This window comes from Novosphingobium sp. BW1, assembly GCF_008107685.1.
In the GTDB taxonomy this organism is placed as follows: Bacteria; Pseudomonadota; Alphaproteobacteria; order Sphingomonadales; family Sphingomonadaceae; genus Novosphingobium.
In genome coordinates this window covers 1-17056 of the sequence record NZ_VIRF01000040.1, presented here as the reverse complement: position 1 = coordinate 17056, position 17056 = coordinate 1, and the positions used below count along the sequence as shown (strand labels likewise).

Below are 17056 nucleotides of genomic sequence, written 5' to 3'. Positions count from 1 at the left end.
AAATTGGTTCCAGGTGCGTATTGCGGAAGCAGGATTTGACGGCCGTTTCGATGAGACCGGCGGCCTCGATTACGCCCCGCTCATTTGTTGCGAAATACCATCGTCTGAGCTCCATGAGCATCTCCTTATGTACAGCTCTGCGTCAACGGCAGGGCGGCGCTGTCGTTTCGCGCAGGGGCGCCCTATAACGAAAAAGGTCCTAAGTGTCTTGAAAACTCTTGCCTGGTGTCAGCGCGGGCTGGAGCCATGGCTGTCGGCATAAATCTCGCTGGCCGCATCGAGGCGCGGGTGATGCCAGGGGTCGATGTGCCCCACGGTTCCCCAGCGCTCCTGAAAGACGCCCAGCTCGCGCAGGTAGCGGGCCATGTGCTCGGGAGCGAAGTCGAGGCCACGTGACTTGCTTTCGTGATGGATCAAGGTGGCCGCCGGGGCGTAGATGTTGGCAAGGCCCTGCGCGCGCAGTTTGAGGCACAGGTCCACATCATTGTAGGCGACCGCGAGGTGTGTCTCGTCGAGCCCCCCCACGGCATCGAAATGCGCCTTGCGTACCAGCAGGCACGCGGCGGTGACCGCACTGGCCCCGCGCGTGACATGCGCCTGCGCGAAGTAGCCCGGCTCGCCGGAGGGGAGGCCACGGTGGACATGGCCCGCGGCATTGCCGATCCCGATCGCAACCCCGGCGTGCTGGATCGTGCCATCGGGATAGAGGAGCCGCGCGCCGACCGCACCGACCCCGTCCTGGACGCCTTCACGCACCATGTGTGCCAGCCAGTCGGGAGCGATGACTTCGATGTCGTTGTTGAGAAGGCACAGGAATTCGCCCCGGGCAAAGCGGGCGGCATGGTTGTTGATAGCCGAATAGTTGAAGGGGTGGGGCCAGCGCACCACCTGCACGCGCGGGTCGCGCGCTACGCTGTCCAGATAGTCCAGTGTTTCGGGTTCACGGCTGTCGTTGTCCGCCACGACGATGTCGAGGTGGGGGTAGTCGGTGGCGTGGAGCACGCCTTCGAGGCAGGTGCGCAGCAGGTCGACCTTGTCGCGCGTGGCGATGACAATGCTGACCTGGGGCGCCGGAACCGGCAGGGCCCAATCGACCCGAACCCCGCCGTGTTCCCCTGTCCTGGCCTCGCCGGTCTCACCCAGGACACGGGCCACGGCCACGCGGCGCGCCTCGGCTCCGTCCCGCCAGGCATCGGGGGAGCGGCGGGCGCCAATGCGCGGTATGTGCCGCACGCTGGGCGCCTTCGCGCGCGTCCAGGCAAGCAGGCGTTCGAACAGCGTTTCCCCTTCACGCGGCGGGGTGCTCTCGAACGCGTGGAGGAGGGCGGCCACCGGCAGCGCGCAGGCGCCTGTCAGATAGTCCTGGGCCAGCAACAGGCGCGGGTCCCATTGCGGCTTCAGCCAAGGTCGTGTGCCCAGCCCGAACTGGCCGGGCGTGTCCTCGTCGGCGTAAAGCAGCGCACCGTGTGTCCCGGGAACGCAAGCTATCCGGTAGGCCGCGTAGCCGCGCAAGGCCTGGCGCGGCAGCCGCGCGGTGTCCTCGAGCGGCACAAGCAGGTGCGCACCAAGCGCATGGGCGCGGGCCAGGGCAGCGTGGAGGCCGTGCAGGCGGCTCGCAAAAGTGCCGGGCACGATCTCGATCAGGGCATGGCGCACGCAGGGGGGGGCGACATCCTCCTCACATGTCACGAGCACTCTCGCTGGCGCCAGGCTCTGCCGGCAGGCCGAGGCGAGAGCCCGGCGCGCCGCTTCGGGAGGGGTGGTGCGGGCAAGATGGATATGGACGCAGATGTCCGCATCCCCTGCCCCCCCCGAGGCCTCCAGACAGGCACGATCCGCGTTCGCGTCCGCTTCCATGATCCGCTGATGGCGAAGGGGCAGGACGGCCAAGCCTTCGCGCAGGCGATGGCGCGCGCGCAACCGCTTGCCGCAAAGCCGCCACCAAGCCGCGCTGGCCACCTTGTCCGGCCGGCACACGAGGAGCAGGAACGTGTCTCTGAAAATGGCCAGGAAACGATGAAATTCAGAAGTCGTCACAGGTGTCGTATCGCAGCTGGCAAGTCCCCCGGATCTTCGGGGGGCGTCTTGCGGGGGTCGCCTTGACAGTACCCGAGATGGCGCCCGACTGGGAATGGACGACACTTCGGGCTAGGCCTGCCCAAGGTTATTCGTTAGGTGGATCGATCCTATAACAGATTGGCACGCGTTTACGCATGGAATTCAGACATATCTTGATGGTTTTCTCCCTCGCCATACTGGGAGGATGCACAACATTGCCGCGCAGTGGCCCGACCGGCAGCCAGGTGCAGGAATCCATCGAGGACTTGCAGGAAGCCGCGAGCGGCCCGCAGATCCGCCTCGTCGAGGTGGATAGCGCGGAAACCGTGCCGCCCGCCCTCGCGCCCGTGCAATGGCAGTTGCCGAGCCGCCAGGCGCCCCCAACCGACATGATAGGCCCGGGCGATGTCCTGGCAATCAGCATCTACGAAGCCGGGGTTCCGCTGTTCGGCAGCAGCGGCGCGTCGTCCGAGCTGACCGGCAGCTTCGATCCGGCCGTCAAGATGCAGACCCTGCCGGCGAACCGCGTCAATGATGATGGGGATATCATGATCCCCTACGCCGGAACCCTGCATGTCGTGGGCAAGTCGGTTGCCGAAGTGCAGGAACAGATCCGCAAGGCTCTGGCGAACCTTTCGCAGAACCCCCAGGTGCTGGTCAACCGCCAGCAGATCATCACCAATTCGGTGATCGTGGCTGGAGAGGTCGCGCGGCCGGGACGGCTCGTCCTCGACACCAACCAGGAGAGCATGTCCGATGTCATTGCGCTGGCCGGTGGCTATCGCGGGCAGGCCAAGGATCTCGTGGTGCGCGTCAAGCGCGGGAGCAACGAGGCGCGCATTCGTCTGAGCAAGGTCATGGCCGGTGCCTACCAGGACCTCAAGGCCTATCCGGGGGATCGGCTGACAGTGCTGACAGAGCCGATGATGTACTCGGTCATGGGCGCTTCGGGGCGGGTGCAGCAGTTCCCGTTCACGCGTGATACGATGACGGTGATGGAAGCGGTCGCCAATGCGGGCGGTCCGGACCGCAGCACGGCGGATCCCGCCGCAGTCTTCCTGCTGCGCTTCAACGGGCCAGATGGCAGCGATCCTGTCGTCTATCACTTCAACATGATGAAGACGCCGACCTATTTCCTCGCCCAGCAATTCGCCCTGCGCGACGATGACATTCTGTATTTCGGCAATGCCGAAGCCAACCAGCCCCGCGCTTTGATTCAGATGATCAGTCAGTTGTTCGCGCCGGTTGTCACCGTTACCAGTCTGGCGAACACCCTCGGCAACTAAGTCAGGCTAGCCATTTGTGCTTCGAAAGGTTCGATACGACTTCTATGCAGGTACAGTCCCTCGATATTGCCGATGTTAAGCTGTTCACGCCCCGCCACATCGGGGACGAGCGTGGCTATTTCGCGGAGACGTTCCGCGCGGATATCTTTGCGCAGAATTGCGGTGAGCATGTCTTTGTCCAGGACAACGAATCGCTAAGCGCGAAGGCGGGTACGCTGCGCGGGCTCCACTTCCAGAGCGCGCCGCACGTGCAGGGCAAGCTGGTGCGCTGCACGGCGGGATCGCTCTTCGATGTGGCCGTGGACATCCGCGTGGGCTCGCCCACCTATGGCCAGTGGGTGGGAGAGACGCTCACCCCGCAGAACGGCAAGCAGCTGTGGGTGCCGCCCGGCTTTGCCCACGGCTTCTGTTCGCTCGAGCCCGACACGGTGATCTGCTACAAGGTGACCGGCTACTACAGCGCCGAATGCGACAAGGGCCTCGCCTTCGACGACCCCGAGATCGCTATCGCCTGGCCCGACGTAGCCGACCGCGAGACGCTTTCGGGCAAGGACCGGGTTCAGCCCTCGCTGGCGGACCTGCCGGCCTATTTTCAGTACGAAGGAGCCTGAACCCATGCGCGTTATCGTGACCGGGGGCGCCGGTTTCATCGGCTCGGCTCTGGTGCGCCATCTCGTTCTGGAGAAGGGCTACGAGGTCCTTACCATCGATGCGCTGACCTACGCGGGCTGCGAAGCTTCGCTCAAGGAAGTCGAAGGCAACGCACGGCACCGCTTCCTCAAAGCCGATATCCGCGACCGCGCGGCCATGGACGCGGCCATCGGCGAGTTCCAGCCCCAGCGCATCATGCACCTGGCGGCCGAAAGCCATGTCGATCGCTCGATCACCGGGGCTGCCGACTTCATCCACACCAACGTGGTGGGCACCTTCACGCTGCTGGAGGCGGCGCGGACCTACTGGAGCACGCTGGAAGGCGAAGCGAAGGAGGCCTTCCGCTTCCTGCACGTTTCCACCGACGAGGTTTACGGGTCGCTGGGCGATGAGGGCCTTTTCACCGAGACCACGCCCTACGATCCCAGTTCGCCCTATTCGGCCTCGAAGGCCGCCTCGGACCACCTCGCCAAGGCCTGGGAGCGCACCTACGGCTTGCCGGTGGTGGTTTCGAACTGCTCGAACAACTACGGGCCCTACCATTTTCCCGAGAAGCTCATCCCGCTTACGATTCTCAACGCACTGGCAGGCAAGCCCCTGCCGGTCTACGGCAAGGGTGAGAACGTGCGCGACTGGCTCTTCGTGGAAGACCATGCCCGCGCACTTGATGTCATCATCGCGACGGGGCGGGTGGGCGAGACGTACAATGTGGGCGGGCGCAACGAGCGCCGCAACATCGACGTGGTGCGCACGATCTGCCGCGAACTCGATACGCTGGTGCCCACCGACAGCCCACGTGAAAATCTCATCGAATTCGTCGCCGACCGTCCCGGGCACGACGCGCGCTACGCGATCGACGCCAGCAAGCTGGAGGACGAACTGGGCTGGAAGGCGCAGGAAAACTTCGACAGCGGCATCGCCAGGACGGTGCGCTGGTACCTTGAGAACGAGTGGTGGTGGGCGCCTTTGCGCGCACGCTACGATGGCGCGCGTCTCGGGCTGAAGCTGGCCGAAGGCAAGGAAACAGCATGAAAATCGCGGTTACCGGCAAGACCGGGCAGGTGGTCACCAGCCTGATCGAGCGCGCACCGGCGCGCGGGCATGAGATCCTCGCGCTCGGGCGGCCGGAACTTGACCTCACCGACACCGCTTCCATCGCAGCGGCGCTGGAAGCTGCAACGCCCGACGTGATCGTGTCGGCGGCGGCCTATACGGCGGTCGACAAGGCCGAGAGCGAGCCCGATCTGGCCGATACCGTGAACGCGCGGGGAGCCGGGGCCATCGCAGCCGTGGCTGAGAGGCTCGGCGTGCCGCTGGTCCACCTCTCCACCGATTACGTCTTCGACGGCACGGGCGAACGTGCCTGGACCGAGGACGATGCGACCGGGCCAACGGGCGTCTATGGTGCCTCGAAGCTGGCAGGTGAGCACGCCGTTCTGGCGGCCCATGCGGGCAACAGCGCGATCCTGCGCACGGCTTGGGTTTACAGCCCCTTTGGCGCCAATTTCGTGAAGACGATGCTGCGCCTTGCCCAGACCCGCGATACGCTGGGCGTGGTGGGCGACCAGCGCGGCAACCCGACGAGCGCGCTCGACATTGCCGATGGCGTGCTCAAGGTGGCCGAGAACCTGATCGCCGACAGCGATCCCGCCTTGCGAGGCGTGTTTCATATGACCGCCGCAGGCGAGGCCAGCTGGGCCGAATTCGCCGAGGCTATTTTCGCGGCGAGCGCGCGCCATGGTGGGCCTGCGGCGCACGTGAATGCCATCACCACGGCGGACTACCCCACGCCCGCACGCCGTCCTGCCAATTCGCGGCTCGACTGCGGCAAGCTCGCGCGGACCCATGGCGTGGCCTTGCCCGCCTGGCGCGATGCGCTCGGTCCGATCGTCGTCCGGCTTCTGGCCGAGGCTGACTGAGCTGGCCCTGGATTTTAGAAAATGACCAAGTTCGGGAAGGTTACCCCATGAAAGGTATCATTCTGGCCGGAGGTTCCGGCACGCGTCTCTACCCGATGACACTGGCGTCCTCGAAGCAGATCATGCCGGTCTACGACAAGCCGATGATCTACTATCCGCTGAGCACGCTTATGCTCGCGGGTATCCGCAAGGTGCTGATCATCTCCACCCCGCGCGACCTGCCCGCCTTTCGCGAACTGCTGGGCGACGGTTCGCAGTGGGGCATGTCGCTGGAATACGCCGAACAGCCGAGCCCCGACGGGCTCGCGCAGGCCTATGTCATAGGCGCCGACTTCGTTGCTGGGCAGCCCTCTGCACTGATCCTGGGCGACAATATCTTTTACGGCCACGGCCTGCCCGAAATTATGGCCAACGCGCAGGAAAAGACGGTCGGCGCCAGCGTCTTTGCCTATCATGTGACCGATCCTGAACGCTACGGCGTGGTCGATTTCGACACCGAGATGCGGGCGCTTTCGATCGAGGAAAAGCCTGCCGTCCCCAAGAGCAACTGGGCGGTCACGGGCCTCTATTTCTACGACGCCCAGGTCGTCGACATCGCCGCCAACCTCAAACCCTCGGCGCGCGGTGAACTCGAAATCACCGACGTCAACAAGGCCTACCTCGAACGCGGCGAGCTTGCGGTCGAGATCATGGGCCGCGGTTACGCCTGGCTCGACACCGGTACGCCCGACAGTCTGCTGGATGCGGCGGATTTCGTGCGTGTGCTCGAAAAGCGGCAGGGCTTCAAGATCGCGGCGCCTGAGGAAATCGCGTTCCGCAAGGGCTTTATCGGCGCGGTGGAGCTGGAAGCGGCAATCGCGAAGCTCGGCAAGTCGGATTATGGGCGCTACCTGAAGAACCTGCTGGATTGAGGTTCCGTCTGGTGCCTTTCAGGCTATGAGGTCTGGGCGCCGCCGAGCGGCAGCCGATTGATCATAGGCCGTCAGGTCGACGCCGCCACAAATTTAACATAACAAATATTATCGCTTAAAGACTATGACCCACCGAGAGCCAAATAATAGCGGGTGTAGCGCAGCTCCCCTTCCCGGCGCAGGGCGCCCAATGCGACAAGTTCGGCAAGGTCACGGGTCGCGGTGGCGGAGAGTGCGCCTGTGATCGTGCGGTAGTTCGCCGCGCTGAGGCCTCCCTCGAAGCCATCGGGGCCCTGCGCAAACATACGCAGCAAGGCCTTTTCCTGCCGTTCATTGATCGCGCCGCGCAGGCGGTCGAACAGGCGCGTCTTGGCGATCAGGAAAGTGACGTGATCCCGGCTTCGCGCCTGTGCGGCAAGCGCCGTGTCGGCGAACCAGGCCAGCCAGGCATCCACCGCGTTGGAGCGGCTCGCGCGGTGCAGCTCTTCGTAATAGGCCTTGCGGCGGCGCTGGATGGTTTCGGCAAGCGCGGTGATGGCCGGCGCATCGAGCGATTGCGCCAGCGCCTTCTCCGCGAGCGCCCGGCCGATGCGGCCATTGCCGTCCTCAAAGGGGTGGATCGATTCGAACCAGAGATGGACGAGTCCTGCACGCGTCAGGGCGCCCTTGCGCGCAGAGCCTGCCGGCGCAGTCTCGTTGAACCAGACGATGAGCCGGCCCATCTCGCCGGGAACCTGCGCGGAGGGCGGCGCCTCGAAATGGATCTTGGGCGCATGCAGCGCGCCCGAGACGATCTGCATCGGATCGGCGTGGCGGCGGTAGCTGCCAATAGCGTGCAGGTCGCGGCGTCCATTCATGAGCATGGCGTGCCAGCGTAGCAGCATCGCCTCGCTCAGCGGTTCGGCGTAGGTGCGATAGAGATCGGCCATGAGTTCGGCGGCCCCGGCCTCGGCGGCATTGGCCCTGCGGGTGTCGGCCTTGATGCCCAGGTGCCGGGCCACCGAGGACTGCACGCTCGCCCGGTCGAGCACTTCGCCCTCGATGGCCGAGCTGTCGACCGCCTCCTGCGCGATCATCGCGATGGTCAGCTGCTCGCGGTCCTGCGGGGCGAGATGGGTCATGGCACCGACAACCACGCCCGCCCCCTTGAGGAACCTGTCCTCCTCCTCGCGCAGCGCGGCGGGATCGTAGGTGAAGTCGGGCCAGTCGGGCTGTTGCCAATTCCAGTGCATGATCGAAGGAATGGCCTTCTATAGATCATTATTCAAGATAATATGATTTATAGGATGCAGGTTATCAATCATAGCTGCCAATACGGGCGACCCGAAATGCGCCCGATTTCAGCAAGCTGCGCAAGGTCCTTCCTCAGGCGCGTAATCTTCGGGGCTGGCGACGAATGAAAATTCCCTTTACGCTCATGTCCATCCCCTTCCCCCGCATGCCAGGAGACATCAATCATGCGTCGCAAACTTCGCGCAGGCGCCACTACGGCGACCGCCGTTCTAGCCTTCATGCTCTGCCAGAGCGCTTCGGCCCGCGATGTTGCGATGCCCTCGATCTCGGCCGAGAACGCGAAGCTCGCGCCGCTGTCCGAGACGATCCCGAGCAGCCTCCCGCGCACCGCGCGCCCGCTGCACTACACTATCCAACTGGTTCCCGACGCGGCCTCGCTTTCCTTTGGGGCAAGCGTGAGCATCGACCTCCAGGTGTTCGAGGCCACGCCCTCGCTCACGCTCAACGGCAACGGGCTGACCGTCACAACGGCCACGCTGCTGCCCAAGGAGGGCGGCGCGCCGATCACCTTGGCGCCCAGTGCCGACGCCGAGGCGCAGACCCTCACCTTCGCCGCGCCCGAGACGATTGCCGCCGGGCGCTACCGTCTTGATATCGCCTATACCGGGCCCATCGGGACGCAAGCTGCGGGGCTTTTCGCGCTCGACTATCCCGATCCTGCCACCGGCAAGGACGTGCGCGGCCTCTTCACCCAGTTCGAGGCCCCCGATGCACGCCGCTTCGTGCCCAGCTTCGATGAACCCAGCTACAAGGCGACCTTCGATCTGAGCGCCGTGGTGCCTGCCGGGGACATGGCCATCGGCAACATGCCGGTCGCCGAGAGCGAGGACCTGGGCAACGGCACCAAGCGCGTGACCTTTGCCACCACGCCGCGCATGAGCAGCTACCTGCTGTTCTTTGCCAGCGGTGATTTCGAACGCTCGGCGATCACGGCCGCCGACGGGGTCGAGACCGGCATTGTCGGGCCCACGGGCACGGGCGCGCAGATGACGTACGCGCGCGACTCGATGGCCGAGCTGCTGCCCTACTTCGACGACTACTTCGGCGTGCGCTTTCCCCTGCCCAAGCTCGACAACGTCACCGCGCCGGGTGCCTCGCAGTTCTTCAGCGCGATGGAGAACTGGGGCGCGATCATGACCTTCCAGCGCCTCCTCCTGCTCGATCCCCAGCTGACCAGCCCCGGGCTCAAGCAAGGCATCTACAGCGTCGAGGCGCACGAGATGGCGCACCAGTGGTTCGGCGATCTCGTTACCATGGGCTGGTGGGACGATCTGTGGCTGAACGAAGGGTTCGCCAGCTGGATGGCCGCCAAGGCGACCGCGCACTTCAATCCGAAGTGGAACTGGCTGCTGGGCCAGATCGACGGGCGCGAGGGCGCGATGTCGCAGGACGCGCTCGCCACCACGCACCCCGTCGTCCAGCACGTGCGCACCGTGGCCGAGATGGAGCAGGCCTTCGACGGGATCACCTACCAGAAGGGCCAGGCGGTCATCACCATGCTCGAACACTACGCCGGGCCTGACACCTGGCGCGAGGGTCTTCGCCGCTACATGAAGGCGCACGCCTTTTCGAACACGCAGAGCAAGGATCTGTGGGAAGCGATTGAACAGGCTGGCGGCACGGACATCAACCGTATCGCCCAGGCCTTCACTACGCAGCCCGGGGTTCCGCTGGTGCGGGTGACTTCGGCGACATGCGCGGCGGGCAAGACCACGCTTGAGCTTGCCCAGGGCGAATTCTCGCTTGAGGACACGAGCGGCACGAGCGCGCAGACCTGGCCGATCCCGCTGCTCTTGAGCGCGGGTGAAGACGAGCCGGTGCAGCACCTGATGACCGGCAAGACCGACCGGGTGACAATTGAAGGCTGTGGCCCGGCTCTCGTCAATTCGGGGCAGCTGGGATACTACCGCACGCTTTATGGCAAGGAGGCTTTGGGCGGTGTTCTCGATGGCTTCGCAGGCCTGTCTGCCATCGACCAGTACGGCCTCGTGCGTGACAATCTCGCGCTGGCCATGGCGGGCTACCAGGACCTTGCGGTCGGCATGGACTTCATCGCGGCGGTTCCGGCCGACAGCGATCCGGTGCTGACGGGCAATGTTGCCAGCCTCTATGCCGCGCTCCACGAAATCCTTGAAGATGACGGGGCCAAGGCACAGCTGCGCGACCTGGCTTCGGCGATCTACGGGCCGCGCCTTGCCGCGCTCGGCTTCGAGCCGCGTGAGAGCGAGGACCTCACCGCAACCGCGCTTCGCGCCGAACTCATCCGCGACCTTGGAGGCATGGGCGATCCGGCCGTCGTGGCAGAGGCCCGCAGCCGGTTCCAGGCGCTTGCCACCAATCCCGATGCGTTGGACGGCCCGCTCAAGTCGACCTGGCTGGCCGTGGCCGCCGCGAACGCGACGCCCCAAGACTGGGACCTGATGAAGTCGCTCGCCGAAAAGGCGAATTCCATCGTCGAGCGGCAGCTTTACTACGCCGCGCTTGGCGAGGCGAAGGATGCGGACCTGGCACGCAAGACGCTGGACCTTGCCATTTCGGGCACCCCCGATGCCACCAGCGGCGCGCAGATGATCGTGGCCGTTGCCGGAGTGCACCCCGACCTCGCCTGGAACTTCGTGCGCGGGCATGAAGACGCGGTCGAAACGCTGGTCTCCAGTTCGGGCCGTGCGCGCTTCCAGGCGCGTCTGGTGCGCGCCAGCACCAATCCCGAGATGGTGGGTACGCTCGAGGACTACATCGCCGGGATCCCGGCGGACCAGGCCAAGCCGGTAAGCGAGGCGCTTGCCCGCCTTAAGGTGCGCCTGCGCGACCGTCCGCGCCAGCGTGCCCAGATCGCGGCCTGGCTCCAGGACCGTTAAGAGCGATCCGCACGGGCCACTCGTTCATTCGACGGGCCGCGCTTCGTCGAGAAGGTCTGCCTTCCCACCACGGGACGCGGCCCGTTCGGCCTCGACCATGTCGCGGATCTCGTCAGTGGGGCGCACGTCCTCGGACTGTGCCTCCACCGGCGAGGCCGATCGCGGCTTTGCTGCGGCCTCGGGCGCGGCGGGGGCCGGACCTTGCGGGAGAGGCACGGCGGCTGAGCGAGGATCGAAACGCAGGCGGTAGATCGGCTCGGGTAAGCCGAAGCCTGCCTCCTCCAGCGCTGTCTTCACCGCGACGATGGCCAGGCTCTGCGCCTTGTACCAATCGCTCTCCTCCTGGTCGATCCAGCCCAGAAAGCGCAGCACGACGTTGGAATCTCCCACCTCCAGCACGCGGGCCTCAGGGCCCGGATCGTCCAGGACAAAGGCCAGCTTTCTAAGCGTGTCACGCCCGAGCCTGCGGGCGGCAAGCGCATCGTCGTCGGCATCGACACCCAGGTCGAACTGGAAGCGGCGCTGCGGATTGCGGGTGTAGTTGAGGATCACCGCCTTGAAGACCTGCGAATTGGGGATGCGCAAGTGGTTGCCTTCCAGCGTCATCAGGATCGTCGCGCGACTGGTAAGGCGGATGACCCGGCCTTCATAGCTGTCGATGACGACATGATCGTTGGGGAGGAAAGGCTGGCGCACGCTGAGCATGAGTGAGGCGACGTAGTTCTCGATGGTGTCGCGCAAGGCAAAGCCCAACGCCAGGCCAAGCAGGCCCGCGCCCCCCAGTACCGCGCCCAAGAGGGTCTCCGCGCCGACGAGGTTGAGCCCGACGATGAGGCCCGCGACGACGAAGGCGAAGCGGATGGCGCTGGCAATCAATTCGGCGAGGAAGCTGTTGGGGGCAACGCGGTGCCAGAGCCCGGTCAATCCGGCGAGGGCATAGCCGACAAGGCCAATCCCGAAGGCAACGGCAACCGCAATCCCGACCAGCGGAAGGACCTGCACGAACTGTTCGAGGCGCCCCTGGAGCGATCCCAGCGTGTCGGCGCTTGCGGCAAGCGAGAGGTCGCGCTGGAGCGCGCTGTCGACTGTCACGACGCCCGAGACGCGCCGCGCAATCCCTTCGGCACGCGCGATGTCGGAGGTCTCCGGCACGGTCCCCGTCAGGCTCACCACGCCCTGGCGTACCGTGACCTTTACATCCTGGAAGGCAGGCAATTCGGAGAAGATGCCGCGAATGCGCATGGCCATGCGGGTGTCGGCGCCTTCGTCCTGCTTGTCGGAGATGACCTGCTCGGCGCCCGGCGCGCTCTCGCCTTCGGCCTCTTCGACCTGCGTGCCAAGGGCAGTTTCCAACTGGGCGAACGCTGGCCCCGGAGCGATTGTGACGAGCGCGAGAAACGCGGCCGCGAAGCGCAGGAGCCGCGCCTGTCGCAAGGCGGTAGGGGAGATGGCAAGGGATAGCTGGTGGAACATCGCGGAGATGATCGCACCACGCTGGCAATCGGGCAACCAGGCCCGGGCGTCTTGGCGGCAAAGTTTCCGCGAGGAAACGCAGGCGCGCATCAGGCGCTGGTCCCGAGACGGCGGCGCAGGAAAGCCAGCACCAGTATCTCTTCGAGATCGAGATGGCCGGGGTCTTCATCGAGTTCGGCGGCAATGCCTTCGAGCGCCGCCTCGGTCAGTTCGCGCGACAGATAAGCCTCAAAGACCTCAGGATGGATGTAGCACTTGCGGCAGACGGCGGGCGTATTGCCAAGCCGCGCGGCGACCCCCTCGATGGCCTCGCGGATATTGCGCTTGGCGGCGGCTTCGCTGTCGAAGAGTTCGTATTCGCTGAGCGCGATGGCGGCGAGGACGGTGCCGCTCCAGGTGCGGAAATCCTTGGCGGTGATGTCGCGCCCGGAAATGTCGCGCAGGTACGCGTTGATGTCGCTGGAGCTGACTTCCCGGCGCTCGCCATTCTCGTCCAGGTACTGGAAGAGGTGCTGGCCGGGCAGGTCCTGCATGGCCTTGACGATCCGCGCCACGCGCCGATCCGTGACCTTGAGGCGCCAGCTCCGCCCGCTCTTGCCCTTGAAGTCGAAGCGCAGTTTGGACTTCTCGACCGAGACGTGTCGGCAGCGCAAGGTGGTCAGGCCATAGCTCTTGTTGCGCCGCGCGTAGTTGGCGTTACCCACCCGGATCATGGTGGTCTCCAGAAGCCGCACGACGGTTGCCAGCACCTTCTCGCGCGGAAGGCCCTGGAGGCGCAAGTGCCGGGAAACCTCCTCACGGATCGTTGGCAGGCTGGCGGCGAAGTCGAGCATGCGCTCATACTTGATTGTCTCGCGCCATTCGCGAAAGCGCGGGTGATAGCGGTACTGGCGCCGACCGGCCGCGTCCTTTCCGGTCGCCAAAATATGGGCGTTGGCCATAGGCGCGAACCAGGCGTCAGTATAGGCGGGCGGCAGGGCAATGGCGTCGAGGCGCGTGACCGTCGCGCGATCGCGGATGCGCTTCTTGTGCGTGTCGTAATAGCCAAAGCCGTGCTTCAGCGCCCGGCGCGAAAAGCCGGGAATGGAAGGATCGACATGCACGAGCCCGTTGGCCCCTTCGATCTTCTGGTCGACCTCCTGGTCGAGGGTCTTGCGGGTTTCATCGGGTATCGCCAGCACGCGGGTCTCGGCCTCCTTGCCGGTCGGGGAGATATGACCTCCTGCTAACGCGTAGCCCTGCCCTTCGGGTTCCCGGCGCAGGAGCGAACAGTCTGGAAGGACGGGGAAAGTGCGAATAAATGTTCAGTTATGAACAGTTTGCGCGAATTATCGAAAAGTTCCCGCCTCTTTAAAATAAATAGGGAATTCCTATATTGAGGGCATGGCAGAACTGAAATCGAAACTTGATCGTCGGGCCCTTGTTCGCTCCGGCGGCGCGGTCGCACTAGGCGCATTCCTGTTCCGATCTTCCGCGTTTACTTCCGATCCGGCCGCACGTGCCACTCCCCCCGCGCGCGCCGCAACGCCGGGTGCGCAGGCGAGCAAGGTGGCCGCGCGTGCAGCGCCTGATCCTGTCGAGTTCCCGGTGAACCCGGGCCTCCTGGAGCGGGCGCGTCAGGCAATGGATACCCACGCCTCTTCGCTGCGCCGCCGGGACCGGATTGCGCTGATCGACTTTTCCGAGGCGTCGTCGGAGCGCCGCATGCACCTGCTCGACCTCGAAGCGGGCAAGGCGACCCAACTGCTCGTCTCGCACGGCTCCGGGTCCGACCCGGCCCACACCGGCTTTGTGCAGAGCTTTTCCAACGCGGTGGGCTCGAACGCGTCGAGCCGGGGAGCCTATGTCACCTCCAACTACTACGTAGGCCAGCATGGCCGCTCGCAGCGCCTCAGCGGCCTTGATGCGACGAACGACAACGCGCTTCAGCGCGCCATCGTGCTGCACAGCGCCTGGTACGCCAACCCGGACATGCTGCGCACACACGGCATGCTCGGCCGCAGCCAGGGGTGCTTTGCGGTGGGCGAGAAGGAACTCGACGATGTCTTCGCGTTCCTGGGCGAAGGCCGGATGATCTACGCCGACCGGGCCTGAGCGCACGTGTGTGCGCAACCTTTGTATTCGGGCGCGGTTAGTCCTCCCTGATGAATAGGGAGAAATGCGTGCGAATTGCGAGAACCGGAATCCTGCCCCTGATCGGTGCGGCTGCACTGGCCGGGTGCTCAGGCTCCTCGGAAGCCGAGGGGGAGGCCCGCTGGACGTCCGGATCGATCGAGGATCTGCGCGAAGCTATCGGGGAACGGGCCGAACATGGCCTTGACCACGTACGCTTCGAGGTGCCCGAGGACGCCGGATCGGCCGCGGGCCAGACGGCGATGACGAAGGCCGCGCTCCTGTACGCCAGCGCGCTTGCTCGGGGCGCCAGCGATCCCGGTGAACTTTACGAGGTCTATACGGTGCCGCGCAACGATCCCGACCTGAAGGCCGGGCTGGCGAAGGCGCTGGCGCAAGGGGACGTGGACGACTGGCTGGACAGCCTTGCGCCCCACAATGGGGCGTACGGAGCGCTCTCGAAGGCCTATCTGGCGCTCGCGGGGAAAAAGGCTGCCCCCTCGCCCGAGATCCCTGTGCCCGAGGAACCGCTCGAAGCCGGAGACGAGGACCCGCGCGTTCCCGCCATTGCCCGCCAGCTTGCCGCCTCGGGGTATCTTTCGAGCGCAGCGGGCCGCGCGGCCGGGCAGCGCTACACCGAGAACATGGTCGCGGCGGTCAAGCGTATGCAGGCCGACTACGGCATCGACCCCGATGGCATCATCGGCAAGGATGCCTTGGAAATCCTGAATTTTTCCGATGCCGACCGGGCCCGCGCGCTGGCCGTCGCGATGGAGCGGCTGCGCTGGCTCGAACGCGAGGCGCCAAAAACCCGTATCGACGTCAACACCGCGACCGGGCGCCTGACCTACTGGCGCGAGGGCAAGGTGGCCGACCGCCGCAAGGCCGTGGTGGGCGAGCCGGGCCACGAGACGCCCCAGCTGGGCTCACCCATCTACCGCCTCGTTGCCAACCCGACCTGGACCGTGCCCCGCTCGATCGAGGAGAAGGAGCTGGCGGGCAAGGGCGCGGCATACCTGCGCGCCAACAACATGGCCCGCAAGGATGGCTGGATCGTCCAGCAGTCCGGCCCGGAAAACTCCCTCGGCCTCGTCAAGTTCGACATGAAGAACGACCATGCGATCTACCTCCACGATACGCCCGCCAAGGCGCTGTTCGACGAAGTCCAGCGCCAGCGCAGCCATGGCTGTGTGCGGGTGGAAGATGCGCTGGGTTTCGCCGCGCTGATCGCCAGCCACGCCGGGTTGAGCGAGGAATGGACCACCGCGCGTGAGACCGGTGAGGAAACCTTCGTGGCGCTCCCGCGCGAGATCCCGGTACGCCTGCTCTACCAGACGGTTGTCCTGGATGAAGAGGGCAAGCCCTCGATCCACGCCGATCCCTACGACTGGGACACGCGCGTGGCCCGCAAGCTGGGCTTTGGCGAACGCGCGCGCCACGTGCTGAAGGCAGGTTCGCAGGACGTCGGCCCCTAAGGAGCCCTGAGAACGCTCGGAGCCCGCCCGCCTGTCAGGCAGGTGGTCCCGGGCCTCAATCGAGGGAGGCGCGCAGTTCTTCCTCGGCGGCGGTCGCCTCGAGGATCAGGCGGCGCAGTTCCTTTGCGGTGTCTTCCAGCAGGCCCGCACTCAGTTCGCGCTCGCCATTGGCGAACCGGCGAATAGCGCGCTCATCAATCCCGATGCGGCGCGAGAAGGCCGCCGGGCCGCCGAAAATCTGGATGCAGTGGGCGAAGTGCTCGCGCTTTGCGTGGTCTGATGGTGCAGTCATGGTATCCGCCTGTTGCTGGGTTTCCCTCGCCATAGGGAACCACGCGGCATAGGCAAGCGCCCTCCTCGCGCGTTACACGGGTTCGCTGGCTGCCTTCACTGATACCGCAGCCGGTTCTCGAACCCTTCGTTGGCCTTGGTCATCTTGGCAATCTTGCGCAAGGTGGCGCGGATGTGGCGCTCGACCCGGCGATCGTCGTGAATGCCGGTGATGCGATAGTCGTCCTGATCAAGCAGGCGCTTGATTGCGCTCGCAAAGGTGGCCTGTTCTTCCAGGGAACCCGACATCTTCAGGCGGCGACAGGCCCATTCCTCGGCGGCCGCCTTGTCGTAGTCCTCCTCCGATCCATAGCCGCGCCGGTCGGCGGCGGCCTGATCGCGGCCGGCGGCCTGAATGCGCGCCTCCAGCCATTTGGAGACCAGTTCGCTATCCCACGATTTTGACGCTTCGCTCATGGCGGCCTTCCTGATCCATGCGCCCGCCCGAGGCAAGCCCGGCGTCCCGATGCCGGTGAGACCGGCCGTGCGGGGCCCCTGCACGACACCCATGAAATTCGCACAAGTCACGGTTTTTAGTCACGCTTCTAGAGACAAGTATTGCACGCCCCCTTGAATTGAAGGAAAGACAATTCCGACATATTACGGGGCGGTTACATGAACTTGAAAAGTGTTTTGGCGTACACCACCCTCGCCGGTCTTCTTTCGGGCTGCGGCGGGGGTGGTGGTGGC

At 65.3% G+C, this 17056-nt stretch carries 14 protein-coding genes; 8 read left to right on the top strand and 6 right to left on the bottom strand.

The features are described from left to right. Positions 1-228: 228 nt before the first annotated feature. Positions 229-2037 (bottom strand): glycosyltransferase family 2 protein, encoded by a 1809-nt coding sequence (locus FMM79_RS01455; RefSeq protein ID WP_148625491.1) that lies wholly within the window; start codon positions 2035-2037, stop codon positions 229-231. A 236-nt stretch (positions 2038-2273) separates the two neighbouring features. On the opposite strand from FMM79_RS01455, the gene FMM79_RS01450 reads away from it, so the two are divergent. The 5 genes from FMM79_RS01450 to rfbA are packed head-to-tail and all read left to right on the top strand — an operon-like array spanning position 2274 to position 6825. Further along, positions 2274-3344, top strand: a complete 1071-nt coding sequence (locus FMM79_RS01450; protein ID WP_371710587.1) for a polysaccharide biosynthesis/export family protein — start codon at positions 2274-2276, stop codon at positions 3342-3344. A gap of 44 nt (positions 3345-3388) precedes the next feature. Beyond that, the gene (gene rfbC / locus FMM79_RS01445; protein WP_148625487.1) at positions 3389-3955 is read left to right on the top strand and encodes a dTDP-4-dehydrorhamnose 3,5-epimerase; all 567 of its coding nucleotides are present in this window, start codon (positions 3389-3391) and stop codon (positions 3953-3955) included. A gap of 4 nt (positions 3956-3959) precedes the next feature. Further along, on the top strand, positions 3960-5027 hold the full coding sequence (gene rfbB / locus FMM79_RS01440) for a dTDP-glucose 4,6-dehydratase (protein WP_148625485.1): 1068 nt from the start codon (positions 3960-3962) through the stop codon (positions 5025-5027). Beyond that, the gene (rfbD, locus tag FMM79_RS01435) at positions 5024-5914 is read left to right on the top strand and encodes a dTDP-4-dehydrorhamnose reductase (protein ID WP_148625483.1); all 891 of its coding nucleotides are present in this window, start codon (positions 5024-5026) and stop codon (positions 5912-5914) included. The genes rfbB and rfbD overlap by 4 nt, the downstream gene beginning before the upstream one ends. 47 nt (positions 5915-5961) lie before the next feature. Then, positions 5962-6825, top strand: coding sequence for a glucose-1-phosphate thymidylyltransferase RfbA (gene rfbA, locus FMM79_RS01430; RefSeq protein WP_148625481.1), 864 nt, complete (start codon positions 5962-5964; stop codon positions 6823-6825). Between the two features lie 122 nt (positions 6826-6947). Here the strand turns inward: rfbA and FMM79_RS01425 are convergent, their stop codons facing one another. Continuing rightward, entirely contained in the window at positions 6948-8057 is a 1110-nt protein-coding gene (locus FMM79_RS01425) for a Fic family protein (RefSeq protein WP_148625479.1), read from the bottom strand. 225 nt (positions 8058-8282) lie between these two features. Between FMM79_RS01425 and FMM79_RS01420 the strand changes: the two genes are divergently transcribed. After that, positions 8283-10976 (top strand): M1 family metallopeptidase, encoded by a 2694-nt coding sequence (locus FMM79_RS01420; RefSeq protein ID WP_240338910.1) that lies wholly within the window; start codon positions 8283-8285, stop codon positions 10974-10976. A gap of 24 nt (positions 10977-11000) precedes the next feature. On the opposite strand, the gene FMM79_RS01415 is transcribed toward FMM79_RS01420, so the two are convergent. Then, positions 11001-12485 (bottom strand): mechanosensitive ion channel family protein, encoded by a 1485-nt coding sequence (locus tag FMM79_RS01415; protein ID WP_240338909.1) that lies wholly within the window; start codon positions 12483-12485, stop codon positions 11001-11003. A gap of 53 nt (positions 12486-12538) precedes the next feature. Further along, on the bottom strand, positions 12539-13630 hold the full coding sequence (locus tag FMM79_RS01410; RefSeq protein WP_240338908.1) for a DNA topoisomerase IB: 1092 nt from the start codon (positions 13628-13630) through the stop codon (positions 12539-12541). Positions 13631-13832: 202 nt separating this feature from the next. Here FMM79_RS01410 and FMM79_RS01405 point away from each other — a divergent pair, with 202 nt between their 5' ends. Further along, entirely contained in the window at positions 13833-14543 is a 711-nt protein-coding gene (locus tag FMM79_RS01405; protein ID WP_148625477.1) for a murein L,D-transpeptidase catalytic domain family protein, read from the top strand. A gap of 68 nt (positions 14544-14611) precedes the next feature. After that, positions 14612-16036 (top strand): L,D-transpeptidase family protein, encoded by a 1425-nt coding sequence (locus tag FMM79_RS01400; RefSeq protein ID WP_371710583.1) that lies wholly within the window; start codon positions 14612-14614, stop codon positions 16034-16036. Positions 16037-16091: 55 nt separating this feature from the next. Here the strand turns inward: FMM79_RS01400 and FMM79_RS01395 are convergent, their stop codons facing one another. After that, positions 16092-16328, bottom strand: a complete 237-nt coding sequence (locus FMM79_RS01395) for a helix-turn-helix domain-containing protein (RefSeq protein WP_148625474.1) — start codon at positions 16326-16328, stop codon at positions 16092-16094. A gap of 95 nt (positions 16329-16423) precedes the next feature. Further along, positions 16424-16876: a hypothetical protein gene (locus tag FMM79_RS01390; protein ID WP_371710581.1), complete on the bottom strand. Its 453-nt coding sequence runs from the start codon at positions 16874-16876 to the stop codon at positions 16424-16426. Positions 16877-17056 lie beyond the last annotated feature (180 nt).